Origin of the sequence: Tabrizicola sp. (assembly GCF_051645465.1) — a bacterium.
Classification (GTDB): domain Bacteria; phylum Pseudomonadota; class Alphaproteobacteria; order Rhodobacterales; family Rhodobacteraceae; genus Tabrizicola.
This window is the reverse complement of record NZ_JBOFBI010000028.1, coordinates 14,656-29,463: the sequence shown is the minus strand read 5'-3', so window position 1 is coordinate 29,463 and position 14,808 is coordinate 14,656. Positions and strand designations below refer to the sequence as shown.

The following is a 14,808-nucleotide window of genomic DNA, read 5'->3' as shown; positions in this document are numbered from 1 at the left end:
CTCAGGCAGGCGGGAGATCAAAAACGCCCAAGCGGGGTTGGGTGCGTGGCTGTTCACTGCTCACTTGTCCATGAGGTCAGCAACGTCCAGTAGGCTCACACGCGAAAGCGTTGCGCAAATTCAAGCCGACATCTGTTTGTTGCGTGATCATTCGGCTCAAAAACAATCGAGCCGAAACGTCTGGTGATTACGGAGTGCGATGGGGGAGTCCCTCGCTCCAGCATCTTGAAGCTAGGCCACCTTCACGCGCGCGAGGAACTCTTGCACGGAGGATTGCAGTCTTTCCGCATTCGCCGCGAGCGCATCCGACATCTCCAGGCTGCTGACCGCGCTGGACGACGTTTCACGGATCACGGAGGCGACGCCTTCCATGTTTTCGTTGAGCTCGGAGGCGCCGGCCGAGGTTTGTCCGACGCTGCGGGCGATCTCGCTGGAGACAGCCTTCTGCTGTTCGATCGCGGCGGACACAGCCGACGAAGCGTGTTGGGCTGCTGACGCCAGCTCCGTCACTTCGCCGATCAATTGCGCGGCGTCCTTCGTCTGCATCTGAATGTCCGCGATCAAGGCTCCGATCTGATCGGTCGAGGCGGTCGTCTGGTTCGCGAGTTGTTTAACCTCGCTCGCCACTACCGCGAAACCTCTGCCGGCATCGCCCGCCCGAGCGGCCTCGATTGTGTGTTCCCCGTCAGCACCCATGAGACAGAACGGGTGATCTCGGCAAAGGAGAGTTTCTGGTCCATCGTCACACCAAGGAGCGACGATGAGACAGAAGCAGATGATGCCCGCCAGTTCGGCGGAAGAGGCGATCAAGGACATTCGGCGCGCAACGCGGCGGCACTGGTCGGCTGAGGACAAGATCCGGATCGTGCTGGATGGCCTGCGTGGCGAGGACAGCATCTCGGAGCTGTGCCGCCGCGAGGGGATCGCCGCCTCGCAATACTACGGCTGGTCGAAGGAGTTCCTGGAGGCTGGCAAGCGGCGTCTCGCGGGCGACACGGCGCGGGCCGCCACATCCGACGAGGTAAAGGGCCTGCGCCGTGAATCGACCGCCCTGAAGGAGGTTGTGGCCGATCTCACTCTGGAAAATCGCCTGCTCAAAAAAAGCATGACCGCGGATGGGGGAGACGAGGAATGAGATACCCCGCATCCGAGAAGGCCGAGATCATCAGCCTGGTCGAGCAGTCGCATCTGCCTGCCAAGGCGACACTGAGAAAACTCGGCATTCCGAGGTCCACCTTCTACCGCTGGTACGACCGCTATCGCGAGGGCGGGCCCGAGGCGCTGGCCGATCACCGCTCGCGGCCCGATCGTGTCTGGAACCGCATCCCAAACGAGGTGCGTGACCAGATCGTCAAGCTGGCGCTGGACGCGCCTGATCTCTCGCCGCGCGAGCTGGCCGTGCGCTTCACCGACGAGCGGCGCTACTTCGTCTCAGAGGCCTCGGTCTATCGCCTGCTGAAGGCGCATGACCTGATCACTTCACCGGCCTACGTGGTGATCAAGGCGGCCGAGGAGTTCAAGGACAAGACCACCGCGCCGAACCAGCTATGGCAGACCGACTTCACCTACCTGAAGATCACCGGTTGGGGCTGGTACTACCTCTCCACCGTGCTCGACGACTTCTCGCGCTACATCGTGGCGTGGAAGCTGTGCAGCACGATGCGCGCCGATGACGTCACCGCAACGCTCGACCTGGCGCTCAACGCGTCTGGCCTCGATCACGTCACCGTTCTGCATCGCCCGCGGCTGCTCAGCGACAACGGCAGCTCCTACGTCAGCGAGGATCTGGCGCAGTGGCTCGCCGACAAGCGCATGGGCCATGTCCGCGGCGCGCCCTACCATCCCCAGACGCAGGGCAAGATCGAGCGCTGGCATCAGACGCTCAAGAACCGCATCCTGCTCGACAACTACTACCTGCCCAGCGAACTCGAACGGCAGGTCGCGGCCTTCGTCAGCCACTACAACCATGCCCGCTACCACGAGAGCCTCGACAACGTGACGCCAGCTGACGTCTACCTCGGCCGCGCTGCCGAGATCCTCGCAGAGCGCCAAAGGATCAAGCGCATGACAATCGCCAACCGCCGCTTGCAGCACCGCCTGCAGGCAGCCTAACCTTCAACCCAGATGGAGCAGATCCTCCCTTACTGAAACGCCCAGCTTGTCCCATTTGGCCTGCCGACGGACAGCCGGCGAAATCTGCCAGCGCGCCAATCGTCAGCTTCTTATCGAGGTTGTTGGCGATCCATGCGTGAAGCGCGGAGAACTGAGCATTGGATAGGCTCTGAAGCTTCAGGGGCGTGCTGATCTGTGGTTGGTCACTCGGGCGTTTGACGAATAGGACGAGACTTTTGGCGACATCAAGCGCTGCATCATGCCCGTGATCTTCAGTGATCAGCGCGAGCGCCAAGTCAATTCCCGTCGAGAAGCCGGCCGAAGACCATACTTTTCCATCCTTGATATAGACCGCGTCAGCTGTCACGCGCATGGAAGGGTAGCGCCGCTGGAGCACGTCGACAGCCTGCCAATGCGTTGTGACAGACTTCCCTTCCGTGTGGCCTGCGGCGGCAAGCAAAAAAATTCCAGTGCAAACGGCGCAGACGCGGGAAGGTCCAAGCGCGTGAGTCCGCAGCCAGTCGACAATATCCTTCGGCACTGGCGGATTGTCCGGTGGGCCAGAGCCGGGAACCATCAACGTTCCGACACTTGAAAAGTCGACTTCGCTGATAGGAACCGTATGAACGACGATGCCGTTCGACGCGACAATCGGGCCACCTGCAATCGAAGCAAGCGTTAGCCTGTAACGCCGACTGTCCACAGGAAGTGCGAATTTTGACGCGAGGTTGAAAACATCAGCCGGCCCGACGATGTCAATCAAAGTCACACCATCAAAGGCCACGATCATGACATGATGCGGCTCTTTGATTTCGTCAAAAGTGGCCCTTTGCTGAACCATAATGCTTTAAGTTTGCTAAGGCGTTGTGCTTGACCGACTGTGCCTTTCTCCATCACACTCCGAATGACAATGCCTTGCAAGCGGATGCATTAGAGCTCAGCCGTAAATAACCTGGATGTTTGTGTTCTGCCGTAACCCTTCGTCGGCGAACTCGACTCCAATTCCTGATTGTTTCACGCCGCCGAACGGTGCATTTGGCTGAATGGCTCCATGCCTATTGAGCCACACTGAACCACATTCGAGGCGCATGCCGACCTTCTTTGCGGCATCGAGATCTGGCGACCAAACGGATCCGCCAAGTCCGTTCTGGCTGCGGTTCGCCCGGGCGACCGCATCATCAACCTTGCTGTAGCGGATAATGGGGACCACTGGTCCAAACTGTTCTTCGTCAACCAGTGGGTTTCCGTCTTCTACATTGGCGACAATGGTGGACTGGAAGAAGAGCCCCTCGCGCTTCATGCGTTCGCCGCCTACGAGAACAAGCCCGCCACCGTCTTGAGCCGCGCGGACCAGGCGATCGACCTTATCAAACTGCCGCTGGTTTTGGATCGGGCCGAGAGCGCTTGCCTCGTCAAGACCGTCGCCAACCGGAACCGCGCGGGCGACCGCCGCTACAGCTTCACAGACGTCTTCATAAATACTGTCATGGACGTACAGCCGCTTCAAAGCTGCGCAGGTCTGGCCGGAATTGATGAATGCCGACCAGAAAAGACCTTCGGCAATCGCCGCGGGATCAGCATCCGGGAGAACAATTCCGGCATCATTTCCACCCAGTTCCAAAGTCAGTCTCTTCATTGTTTCTGCGGCGGAAGACATCACGCTCCGGCCAGCCGCGATAGAACCTGTAAAGACGATCTTGTCGATTCCGGCATGCGATGACATCGCCTTTCCGATATCATCTCCGCCGCTGACCGAATTGATCACGCCAGCAGGCAGAACCTCATTCATTAGCGCCATCATCCGCAGGGTCGAGAGCGGCGTGAACGGCGATGGCTTGTTGACGACAGTGTTGCCTGCAAGAATGGCCGGGATGACATGCCAGATTGCGATCATCAAAGGCCAGTTCCAGGGTGTGACCGATCCCACCACGCCGATAGGTTTGCGGTGAAGCTCAATGCGTCCCTGTTCATTGTCCTGCAGCGTTTCAATCGGCAGATTGAGCGATGCCGTGTAGCCTGTCCATGCTTGAGCGCCGCCAAGCTCGAAACGAGATCCCATGCCATTCAGAGGCTTGCCCTGCTCCAATGTCAGAAGGCGAGCAAGTTCGTCAGCATGCCCTTCGAGTTTGTCGCGCAGCTTGTTGCAGTAGGCTTGGCGTTCGGCATGTGCGAGCGACGACCAGGCAGGAAACGCACGGCGTGCCGCCGCCACTGCATCGTCCAGGTCTGAAATAGTCGCTTGCGGCGCGACGCCGACAATGTTCCCGTTTGCGGGATTGAGAATTTCGTACTGGAGACTGCTGCCCCGCAATGAACCGTCAATCAGATTTCTGAACTCATCCGCCATTTTAATCCTCCTCGGTCCCAGTATTGGTCCGGTCAAAACTTCTGTCCGAATCCAAAAACCACGAAGGTGTTTGAAAGGCTCAGATCTATCCCTGTGCTTGCCCCTGTCCCTTTGCGATTGCGCTGGAACTCATGGGCAACCGCCAGTGAGATCTCTGTTCTCTGATCAAGCTTGTAGGTGAAGCCCGAAGAGATGCCGGGCCCGGAAATCAAAGGCGCAAGCGCTGACAGAAAGGTGCTGTTGCTGGTCGATTGATTGTTGGCGATGCTGCCGCCGAGGCGCACAGTCAGTTTTTCGTTGACCATGTAGTCAAGGCCAGCGCGGATGACGTGCTGATCTTTCCAGCCAAAGCCTGGGCCGTTGGACGCACCGAGCGCTCCGGGAGAGTCGAATGCATTGCCAACAGCCTTGCTCGCGCTCCAGTTGATCCACTTGTAGTCGATGGCGAAAACAAGAGAAGGTGACAAGTTGAAGGCTAGGCCGACTCCCGCCTCCTGAGGCATGGTCAGACGCGCTTTGTCGGCTATAACGTCGTCATACTTGCCCATCTTGGTCGCCCAGATCGGCGACTGATATGTTAAGCCCAGCGTCACGCCCTGCGCGATCTGGCCCATGTAGCCGACTTTGATGCCTGCACCAAAGGCCCAGTCGCTGCCAGGATTATCTTTGCCGATGAACTGCAGCCCACCTAGTGACAGACGCTGGATTGAGCCGACAACCGAGAAGCCCACTCTATGACCCGGTGCAACTTCGTAAGTTGCCGTTGGCGCAATAAACACTTGATTTAGAGAGCTGCGGAAGTTCGAGCCTGGCACAAAGGGCGATGGAATGAGTTTTTGGCCATAGTTGACGCCGGCGCCCCCGCCCCAGCTCGAAATGCCAAGCGTCCATCCGTTGCGTAAATCGAAGTTAATGCCGCCATTGGGCACAGCTGCTGCGAAGCCCTTGTCTTGAATTCGCCGCCCGAACGCATCTGTTTGCACATCGACGAAAATCGTCGTCATCCCAAAATCATGCCTTGAGCCAATAAAGCCCATGCCTGCGGGATTGTTGGCGGCGGCGGTGGCGTCAAGCGCATAAGCTATGCCTGTTCCGCCTAGTCCAAAATTTGCAACGCCATATCCAAGGAACTGCGTGCCATTCGCCGCTTGGGCATGGCCTGTTGTCAGAAGCGCTGCAACGGTTGCGCCAAACATGATCCTGATTTTCATTTCCGGCCATCTCCCCAGCCTCTGAATCCACAATGAGGATCGTAGGAAACAGCGGCTGTCGTTGACAGGCGGCTTTCGAGACAAACAGAGACAAACAGACGTCAATTGCAGCCAAAGCGCCCTACGGTCATTTGTCCGTGTTGATTGTGTTTGACCATCGTCCCTTTTTCAAGAGAATCGGTCGCTGTGTTCTCCGCAAATGATCTCGTATGTTTGTGCGGCATGCCCTCAATCTTCGACAATTGATATCTAAATGCATCGGTGTTTCAGTTGATAGAATAATCTGAGGTTCCTTACGCCATGGAATATCAAAAGCGAATTCGTCGGGTATATTTGCTGTGTCTGGCAGCTCTGTACTTTGGCTGCACTTTATCCGTCTCCGCAGATTCAAAGCCAAATCAAATCCGCGCCGGCGTCAGTGGTGCCTTTCATCGGCGGCTCCGCGCCGCTTGGCTTGGCGTCGCGCGATGGAGCCAAGCTTGCGGTAAGCGTGCGGGCGCAGAACTAACTGAGAGCGCAAAAGGTGCATCATGAAGAAACTCAACTGTAGTGCAAGCTTGGGCAAGGCAGGCGTCTCGCGGCGCGGACTTATCGGCGGCGCGGTTGCCGCCAGCGCAAGCACCATAGCCGCGCCCGCCATTGCGCAGGCAAATCCGCCGCTCAAGTGGCGAATGCCAATGTTTGTGCCCAGAACCGTGGATTCTGTGGTTGTATCCGCCAACGATCTCACGCGCCGCGTCTCGGAAGCGACGGACGGTAAATTCCAATTGCAAAGTTTCGCCGTGGGCGAAATCGTGCCTGGAGGGCCGTCTGTGCTCGACGCTGCCGAGTCTGGCTCCGTCGAATGCGCCTATACGATGTCCTATTACTCGGTCGGCAAGGATCCTGCCTACGCTTTCGGATCGACGCTGCCGTTTGGCTTCAACACCAGAGGCCAGGCGGCATGGTTATTCAAGGGCGGTGGGCTGGAACTCCTTAACGAATTCTACAACAAGCGCGGCACCCACAGCTTGCCGTGCGGCAATTCCACCGCGCAGATGGGTGGCTTCTTCCGCAGGGAGATAAATTCGGTTGATGACCTCAAAGGGGTCAAAATGCGCATCCCTGGTCTTGGCGGCAACGTATTGGCCAAGCTCGGCGTCGTCCCACAGCAGATTGCGCCCGGCGACATCTATCCGGCGTTGGAGCGAGGCACGATCGACGCGGCAGAATGGGCTGGCCCGCACGACGATTTCAAATTTGGTTTTCATAAGGTTGCCAAATTCTACTACGCGCCCGGTTGGTGGGAGCCACAGGCAACGGTAATGCTATTCGTTAACAATTCCCACTGGCAGGAACTACCAAGACATTACAAAGCTGTATTGGAAGCGGCCTGCACGGCAACATACGCAACACATGTCGCCCATTGCGACACAATCAACTCGCCAGGCCTGAGAAACATCGTGGCTGCTGGTGGGCAACTCCGCTTCTTCTCACAGCAAATAATGAACGCGGCATATGATGCAACATTCCAGCTTTTCGAAGAACTGAAGGCGCGCAGCCCGGAGTTCGCACGAATATATCCAATTTGGAAGAAATTCCTTGACGAGAATGAGCTTTACTTCCGCGTCGGTGAGGCGAGCTATGACAATTTCGTCTATAGTAAGCGAGTTAGGGGATGAAGGCCGACGGCTTGCTGCCGGGCCGACAGAATGTGGGGATGTCGGCATTCCCGCCAGGTCGGACGTTGGGGAAGGGTACCGGCAATCATGCAACGTGTTGCATGATTGCCGCCTTCTTGCCCGGCTTCGAGGTCAACGGCGACGCCATATTTACCGTGCAAGCCCAAGCCCCGTCGCGGAAAGCCTTGTGAGGCTGCTCACGGTCTTATTCGATAATCCCGGCTTATCGGAGACTTTTGGAAGCGCTGACCAGGCCGGCGAAAGCCCCCTCCCCTGCCCCGCTGGATGCGCGCTCCGACCGTCCTGAAACCGAGCCGCAGCTCGCAGCGAAACGTTTGTCAGCCCGAAGTGTCCGGTCGATCGCGGCGGCATAGGCCGGTCTTGAATTCGTACATAAATCAATCTATTTTGTACATGTCGTACAGGAGGCCATAATGCGCAGCTATTCAGTGCATCAGGCGCGCAGCCGCTTTTCAGAAGTCGTCGACCGTGCGCTTGCCGGAGAGACGCAGCGTGTCACGCGCCATGGCAAAGAAGCCGTCGTGGTTGTCTCTGAAGCCGAGTGGCTAAAACACGCTGGGGCGGTCTCTGGCAATCTTGGCGCAGCGCTTCTGGCGCTCGGCGAAGCCGGCGCCTTCGCCGAAGACGCTCTCGATCGCCCGGCCTGGATGCGCGGGCCGCGCGAGCTTGGTGGCGACTTTACCTGATGGCGTTGCGCTATCTCCTCGACACCAACGTCCTTTCCCTGCTCGATCCGCGTCGCGCTGAACACCGGGGTCACTTGCCGGTCTGGCTTGATCGGCACGGCACTGAACTGGCGCTCGCCGCCATCACGTTGACTGAGATCGAGAACGGGATCCTGAAGCTCCGCCGCCTCGGCCAGACCGCGCGCGCTGGCGAAATCGAAGCCCTAGCGAGCGCCATTCGTAAAGACTTCGCCGACCGCATATTGCCGCTGGACGCCGCGACGGCGGTGGCGATCGCACATTGCGCCGAACGGGCGCGGCCGATGGTGATCGAACTACCGGACCTGATCGTCGCCGCGACCGCTGAGGTCAACGGCTTGGCAGTGCTCACGCGCAATCTTCGTCACATCGAACCGACGGGCGTGGCGGCCATCGATCCGGTCGCAACTCCACCTGGTGACTAATCCGCGACCAACGAGACTGTCGTTGCCCTCCCGATCAGATAACGCATACGGTCGAGCCAGGAAGGTTTGCCGTCGCGATGCCGTGCCTATTGTTCCAATCCTGACGATACCAAGGTCTGGGTTCAGCCAACTATCGCAACAGAAATCGCGTCTCTCGAAAGCTAGACATCCGGCCGCCGGGCCAAGCCCCCTCCCCTGCCCTAGGCAGCGCATCGGAGACAGGAGTGTTGCGGCAGGGCTTGGCGAAGGTAAGCCGCCGGTAGCAAAATGTGGTGGGCGGACAGTCGCCAGTTTGCCGTGCTGCGGCGACCGCGGCTTGACGGGATCGAACCATCGCGTGGGATTTTGTGTGCTGCGCCGACGAGCTTGAAGAGCGATTTCGGACCTACCAGGATGCAACAGGTTCCTCCGGGCTAAATCGCCGACCTGTGGCCTATCGCAAGGTTGAAGTTGCCAACTGGCAACTTGGACGGCTTCCCGTTGCCACAGCGGTTAAGTCTCGTTAACCCAATAATGCTTGCCAAGGCCTTAGAATCGGGCGCATAAAATCTGCGGTTTTCCGGCGCAGCTTTGACGTAAAGCGTAGCTAGAACATTCTGCAGAGCGACCTGGAGCGATGACGATAGCCAAAGCAAGAATGACAGATGTCATTGCCGGGGATGGTGCCGCCCTCTCCGAGGAGCTGCATGCGCTCCGGCAGACCCTTTTCCCGCCTGCTTCTCAGAAGACCCTGCGGTCGTTCTCGTCTGGAGAGGCCGCCAAGCTGATTGGCATCGCCGATGGCTACCTGCGTCAACTGTCGCTGGAGGGTAAGGGCCCCCAGCCTGAGACGACGGCGAGCGGTCGACGCTCCTACACGCTCGGCCAGATCAACGAACTGCGCGCGCTGCTGCACGAGACCGGCAAAGGAAAAGAATACCTGTTTCGGCGTACGGCGGCTGAGCCATGCCAAGTGATCGCAGCCGTCAACTTCAAGGGCGGATCGGGTAAGACGACGACAGCTGCGCACCTTGCGCAGTACTTCGCACTTCGGGGGTATCGCGTCCTTGCCGTTGACCTCGATCCGCAAGCCTCCTTGACGGCTCTGCATGGTTACCAGCCTGAGTTCGACGTCAGTCCGAATGAAACGCTCTATGGAGCCATCCGGTACGACGACGCACGGCGGCCATTGAAGGAGATTGTGCGGTCAACGTACTTCCCAGGCCTCGACATCGTGCCTGGCAATTTGGAGTTAATGGAGTTCGAACACGATACGCCAAAGGCGCTGCTGGATCGTGAGAGTGAGGCATTCTTCGGACGTATCGCATCTGCGCTTGGCGAGGTCGCTGAGAACTATGATGTCATGGTGCTGGACTGCCCCCCTCAGCTCGGATTCCTCACGCTGGGCGCGCTGTGTGCAGCGACGAGCATTCTCGTCACGGTCCATCCGCAGATGTTGGACGTGATGTCGATGTGTCAGTTCCTGCTGATGGCGGCCGATCTGCTATCCGTTGTCCAAGAAGCGGGCGCAGACCTCGATTATGATTTCATCCGCTATGTCGTCACGCGGTATGAGCCTTCAGACGGACCGCAGACCCAGATGGTCGCCTTTATGCGATCGCTGTTCCGGGATCGTGTACTGACCAACACGATGCTGAAGTCGACTGCGATTTCTGACGCTGGTCTCTCCAAACAAACGCTCTACGAGGTTGGCAGGGAGAATTTCACCCGAGCCACCTACGACCGAGCGGTCGAGGCACTCGATGCGGTGAATGGCGAGATCGAAGGCCTCATGCGCCAAGCTTGGGGCCGACCCTTGAAGGGGAGGCCAGAATGAGCCGCAAAGACACTCTTCGCGCCCTCCTGACTGCCCGAGACCGTCAGTTGCCAGTTGGCAACTCTGACGCTCCTCCAGCCAATGTTCCACCGCCGAAGCAGCACGTGCGATCGGGAGCGGTCGGTGCGATGGGCAAGTCCTTGGGCAAGATCGCATCGGCAGTCGAAGAGGCGAGGGCTCTTGTCAGCTCTGGAACATCAGTCGTTGAGCTCGATCCGTCGTTGGTTGATATCTCATTCGTGTCCGACCGCTTGGATGGATCACCAGACGACCATCGGGCTCTAGTGGAATCAATCCGCGATCATGGTCAGCAGATTCCGATCTTGGTTCGTCCCCATCCCTCAGAAGCCGGGCGCTACCAGGTAGCCTATGGGCACCGAAGGCTTCGCGCTGTCACCGAACTGGGCCGAAAAGTCCGAGCCATCGTCAAGGCGTTGAGCGATGCGGAACTTGTCGTCGCGCAGGGTCAGGAAAACTCGGCGCGGCTCGATCTCTCCTACATCGAGAAGGCAACGTTCGCCGTCGTGCTCGAAGATCGAGGATTCGACCGTGGCGTCATCATGGCTGCGTTGAGCCTGGAGAAGACGCAGCTGTCGCGTATCATTTCGATTGGGCGCGCCATCCCAAGACCCGTCGTCGAAGCCATTGGCTCCGCCCCAAAAACCGGGCGGCCTCGCTGGGCGGCTCTAGCAGAGCTGCTCGAGGGACACGACTGGCGCAGAGCGCTGGTGCGACTGACGGGTGACGACAACTTTTCAAAAGCCGATAGCGACACAAGATTTGCAATCTTTGACGCGGCGATTCGATCCAAGCCGGCCGCCTCTCTGGAAGCCGAGCACTGGAGCGACCCGGAAGGTCGGCAAGCGGCCGCGATCAAGCGGTCGACTTCCAAGCTAACCCTTGTCGTCAATCAGAAAGTCGCACCTGATTTCGGTGAGTTCATCGTGGCTGAATTGCCAGATCTCTATCGTCGCTATGCGGCGTCGAAGGGGACTGGATAGGCTACGGGAAACGCCGAGCAAGTCTTGCTCGGCATCGGGAGGTGGCTGGGGAGTTCATCTTCAGCGACCGGTCTAGTGTGCAGAAAACCATGAGGTAGAACCGCAAAAGGAAAAGGCCCCCAAACGTCACCGTCCGGAAGCCTTCTCGCTCTGTTTCGCAGCTGAGAGAGAACCACTTCCCCGAATCGTTGTCAAGAATCGGCGTCGTTTGGCGCAGCCAATTTCTTTTGCCTGATGAAAGGCAAAGGACGTGCAACCCATGCTTCCAACGACGCCCTTTGGGCGGCGGCCGCTATCGGCTGGCCTTCTGGCCACGCAGACGCTGGCCGCATCGACACCGGACGACGCCGTCGTCCACAAGTGGCGCATCTTGCGCGCCTTGACGCTCGCCAAGGGCCGGCTCGGCCTGTCGGACAGGGCGCTCAACGTGCTTGATGCGCTGCTGACCTTCCATCCGGAGACCGCGCTCACACCCGGCGCAGGGCTGACGGTGTTCCCGTCTAACCGCGAGCTGGCCTTGCGGGCCCGCGGACCGGCGCTCAAGACGCTGCAGCGCGCCCTGGCGCAACTGATGGAAGTCGGGCTCATCATCCGGCGCGACAGTCCCAACGGCAAGCGCTACGCGCGAAGAGGGCAGGGAGGTGAGATCGCTCAGGCCTTCGGCTTCGATCTCACGCCGCTAATCGCCCGCGCCGCCGAGATCGAGGCTGTGGCGGCCGAGGTCGAGGGCGAGCTGCGCCAGATCGCGCTCCTGCGCGAGCGCATCACGCTGCATCGCCGTGATATCGCCAAGATGATCGCTATGGCGATCGAGGCTGGCGCGCCCGGCGACTGGCATGGCTTCATGGCGCGCCACCAGGCGCTGTCGGGTCGCCTCAGGCGAACGGAACCCATGTCGGACTTAGAGCCACTGGCGGCCGACCTCCACGCGCTCCACGTCGAAGTGGCCAAGTGCCTGGAAGGATTTCTCAAAACACAGAATATGACACGCAATGATCGTCAGGACGGCTCCGACATTCAGAATTCAAATACAGAACCTTTAGAATCTGAACCATGCTTCCAAAGAAGCTGGGGGCAAGGTTTGAGGGAGCCCTCCGAAACTGATCATTCGCCACCCAGCAAGGCAGGGCAGGGGAGTGCTTCATCGCCCAAGCCGCAGGCCTATCCACTCGGCATGGTGATCGACGCCTGCCCCGATCTTGTCGATTGGGCGAAGTCCGGCAGCATCAGCGGCTGGTCGGAGTTCGTCGCAACGGCCGGCACCGTCCGATCGGCGTTGGGGATCAGTCCCTCGGCCTATGAGGATGCGCGGGAGGTCATGGACGAGATCCCGGCAGCGATCGTCGTGGCGGCGATCCTGCAGAAGGGCGAGAGCGTTCGGAGCCCGGGCAGCTACCTGCGCGGGTTGACCGAAAAGGCGAGGGCAGGGGAGTTCTCGCTCGGCCCGATGCTGATGGCGCTGCTCAGCGCGAAGGTGCGGAGCGGCAAGCGCAAACGGGCATAAGGTTGCATCGCTGTGCAACGGCAGACGATGACACGGGGTGGCTCACAGGCCCGCCGCCTTGGTGAGATTGACCCGGAAGCGCTCGCGGGTCTGGCGGTAGGAGCGGGTCATTTCGGCCGAGGCGTGGCCGAGCTGCCGCTGGATATGGGCTTCGTCGACGGCGGCCGAGGAAGCGAAACCGGAGCGCAGCGAATGGCCGGAGAACAGCGCCTTGCGCTGCGCTTCGGGGAGGTCGGATCTCACACCAGCCTTCATCGCCGTCACCTTCACGAGCCGCGCCACGTGTGCATCGACGAGGCGTTCCGATCCGACGTCGCTGTTGGCTTGCCTGACGCGCCGGAACACCGGTCCCTTGGCGATGCGAGCGAGCTTCAGCCAGGTCTCGAGCGCCTGCACGGGGCAGCTTCGCTCCGACGAACCGCGGGCGATCTCGACCGTGCGCCATCCGGTCTTGCCACGGATGGTGAGCAGCGCGCCCTGATCGAGGATCTCGATCCAGCCGCCTGAATCGGCTGTCTGCTCCGGCCCGCAATCGAGCCCGGTGATCTCGGAGCGGCGCAGCGCGCCCGCGAAGCCGACGAGAAGGATCGCCTTGTCACGGACGCCGCGCAGGTTGGTCGGCAGCGTTGCGACCATGGCCAGGATATCCTCGGCGTAGAGCGCCTCCTTCTTGCGGGGTGGTCGACCGTGGGTGCGGCGGATGCCGGCCATCACGTCGACGATGTGGCGATCCTGGCGGGGGAGGGGAGTGCCAGCCGAGCGGTAGGTCGCTGTGATCGCGGCAAGGCGCCGCTCGATCGAGGACGCGGCCGCCTTCGCCACGCCTTCGCCCGACGCTGAAGCGGCAAGGTAGAGCCCCACGACCTGGGGATCGGGAACGGCCGCGTCGATGCCCTTCCGCCGGCACCAGCGATTGAACTGCGCCCAGTCCGAGGCGTAGGCCTTCTGAGTGTTGGCGCTGGAGCGCGCCGCCGCATAGCCTCGCGCAGTCTCGGCCAGGCGGGTGAGGCCGGGTGTCGTAGCGTCGAGCGTGGCTGGCAGTGTGTGCCCTGGACGTGATCCGGGGGAAGGGGGGTCTTCAGTCATGGTTCGACGTCTCCGCAGATCGACGAGGATGCTGGGCGTGGCGATCGCCCAAGGAGGGTGAAGCCGACACCTCTCCCGTTGCGGAGAAGGCCATCGGCGAGTCCGATCGAGCCTCCGGTCGATCAAACGGCCCGTTTTCGCGCCGTGGGTGCGTCCAAATCACCATAACCAAGCCTATCTCAAAAACCTCCGATAAGGCAAACTTATTGGACATTGGATGGCGCTGAACAGCGGCGGCGGTTATGTTGCATTCAAAGTGGATATCCGCCGTCTTCGTGCTAGACTGCCGGCATGGATTCGCCTCCGCTCCATGCCGCTCCATGCTCCGTTGGTCCAGCGATCATGACAGCGCGTCTCCGCTTAAGCGCCTGGCGGGACGATCATTTCGAGGCGTTTGTTGTGCTCCATGCCGATGCGGAGGTGATGGCGGATCTCGGAGGCCCTATCGACCGGGAGGAGGCCCGAGCGAAGTTCGAGCGCTACCGCGACGCCTGGCGCGACCATGGCCACGGCCGCTTCGCCGTCGAAAATCCGGAGGGTGTCTTCCTGGGTTATGCCGGCGTCATGCCCCGGCCGGCCGCCGATCATCCGCTCGGCGCGCATGTGGAGGTTGGGTGGCGGTTCCGGCGCGAGGCGTGGGGGCGAGGCTTCGCCACCGAGAGCGCCCGCGCGGCGCTGGACAATGCGCGCGATCGATTGGGGCTGACGGGCATCATCGCCTATACGGGGCCGGATAACCTGCGCTCCCAGGCCGTGATGACGCGGCTTGGGCTGAGGCGCGCGCCGGCGCGGGACTTCGCGTGGATCCTCGCGGGCGGTGCGCGCGCGCCCTGCCTTGTCTGGGAGGTCGCGTCGTGAGCCCCGAGAAGGCCTCCGGCGGCCCGCCGCGCCGCGTGCGGAAAGCGGCACGTCAGGAGACG

At 60.4% G+C, this 14,808-nt stretch carries 13 protein-coding genes; 8 read left to right on the top strand and 5 right to left on the bottom strand.

Annotated features, from left to right (window positions below; all coding sequences use genetic code 11):
- Window positions 1-231: 231 nt before the first annotated feature.
- Window positions 232-696, bottom strand: coding sequence for a methyl-accepting chemotaxis protein (locus ACRCSW_RS01815; protein WP_438702293.1), 465 nt, complete (start codon window positions 694-696; stop codon window positions 232-234).
- Window positions 697-760: 64 nt separating this feature from the next.
- On the opposite strand from ACRCSW_RS01815, the gene ACRCSW_RS01810 reads away from it, so the two are divergent.
- Window positions 761-2,112 (top strand): IS3 family transposase gene (locus ACRCSW_RS01810; protein ID WP_438702292.1). Its coding sequence is split into 2 segments (ribosomal slippage): window positions 761-1,096 and window positions 1,099-2,112, totalling 1,350 coding nucleotides; the frame shifts between segments, so codons are not numbered across the junction.
- Here ACRCSW_RS01810 and ACRCSW_RS01805 read toward each other — a convergent pair.
- From ACRCSW_RS01805 to ACRCSW_RS01795, 3 genes are all read right to left on the bottom strand, one after another.
- Entirely contained in the window at window positions 2,057-2,902 is an 846-nt protein-coding gene (locus ACRCSW_RS01805) for a GlxA family transcriptional regulator (protein WP_438702291.1), read from the bottom strand. The two genes, ACRCSW_RS01810 and ACRCSW_RS01805, sit on opposite strands and share 56 nt — an antisense overlap.
- Window positions 2,903-3,049: 147 nt before the next feature.
- Window positions 3,050-4,459 (bottom strand): aldehyde dehydrogenase family protein, encoded by a 1,410-nt coding sequence (locus ACRCSW_RS01800; RefSeq protein WP_438702290.1) that lies wholly within the window; start codon window positions 4,457-4,459, stop codon window positions 3,050-3,052.
- A gap of 32 nt (window positions 4,460-4,491) precedes the next feature.
- Window positions 4,492-5,670, bottom strand: a complete 1,179-nt coding sequence (locus tag ACRCSW_RS01795; protein WP_438702289.1) for an OmpP1/FadL family transporter — start codon at window positions 5,668-5,670, stop codon at window positions 4,492-4,494.
- 530 nt (window positions 5,671-6,200) lie between these two features.
- Between ACRCSW_RS01795 and ACRCSW_RS01790 the strand changes: the two genes are divergently transcribed.
- The 6 genes from ACRCSW_RS01790 to repC all read left to right on the top strand — a co-directional run bounded on the left by ACRCSW_RS01790 (window position 6,201) and on the right by repC (window position 12,802).
- The gene (locus ACRCSW_RS01790; protein WP_438702288.1) at window positions 6,201-7,331 is read left to right on the top strand and encodes a TRAP transporter substrate-binding protein; all 1,131 of its coding nucleotides are present in this window, start codon (window positions 6,201-6,203) and stop codon (window positions 7,329-7,331) included.
- 434 nt (window positions 7,332-7,765) lie between these two features.
- Window positions 7,766-8,038, top strand: a complete 273-nt coding sequence (locus tag ACRCSW_RS01785) for a type II toxin-antitoxin system Phd/YefM family antitoxin (RefSeq protein WP_438702287.1) — start codon at window positions 7,766-7,768, stop codon at window positions 8,036-8,038.
- A complete protein-coding gene (locus ACRCSW_RS01780) occupies window positions 8,038-8,481 on the top strand; it encodes a PIN domain-containing protein (protein ID WP_438702286.1) in 444 nt (147 codons plus the stop codon). The genes ACRCSW_RS01785 and ACRCSW_RS01780 overlap by 1 nt, the downstream gene beginning before the upstream one ends.
- A gap of 637 nt (window positions 8,482-9,118) precedes the next feature.
- Window positions 9,119-10,297 (top strand): plasmid partitioning protein RepA, encoded by a 1,179-nt coding sequence (repA, locus tag ACRCSW_RS01775; protein ID WP_438702285.1) that lies wholly within the window; start codon window positions 9,119-9,121, stop codon window positions 10,295-10,297.
- On the top strand, window positions 10,294-11,298 hold the full coding sequence (gene repB, locus ACRCSW_RS01770; RefSeq protein ID WP_438702284.1) for a plasmid partitioning protein RepB: 1,005 nt from the start codon (window positions 10,294-10,296) through the stop codon (window positions 11,296-11,298). The genes repA and repB overlap by 4 nt, the downstream gene beginning before the upstream one ends.
- A 259-nt stretch (window positions 11,299-11,557) precedes the next feature.
- Window positions 11,558-12,802 (top strand): plasmid replication protein RepC, encoded by a 1,245-nt coding sequence (gene repC, locus ACRCSW_RS01765; RefSeq protein ID WP_438702283.1) that lies wholly within the window; start codon window positions 11,558-11,560, stop codon window positions 12,800-12,802.
- Window positions 12,803-12,844: 42 nt separating this feature from the next.
- On the opposite strand, the gene ACRCSW_RS01760 is transcribed toward repC, so the two are convergent.
- Entirely contained in the window at window positions 12,845-13,888 is a 1,044-nt protein-coding gene (locus tag ACRCSW_RS01760; protein WP_438702282.1) for a tyrosine-type recombinase/integrase, read from the bottom strand.
- Window positions 13,889-14,230: 342 nt separating this feature from the next.
- Here ACRCSW_RS01760 and ACRCSW_RS01755 point away from each other — a divergent pair, with 342 nt between their 5' ends.
- Entirely contained in the window at window positions 14,231-14,746 is a 516-nt protein-coding gene (locus ACRCSW_RS01755) for a GNAT family N-acetyltransferase (protein WP_438702281.1), read from the top strand.
- The last annotated feature ends 62 nt before the right edge of the window (window positions 14,747-14,808 follow it).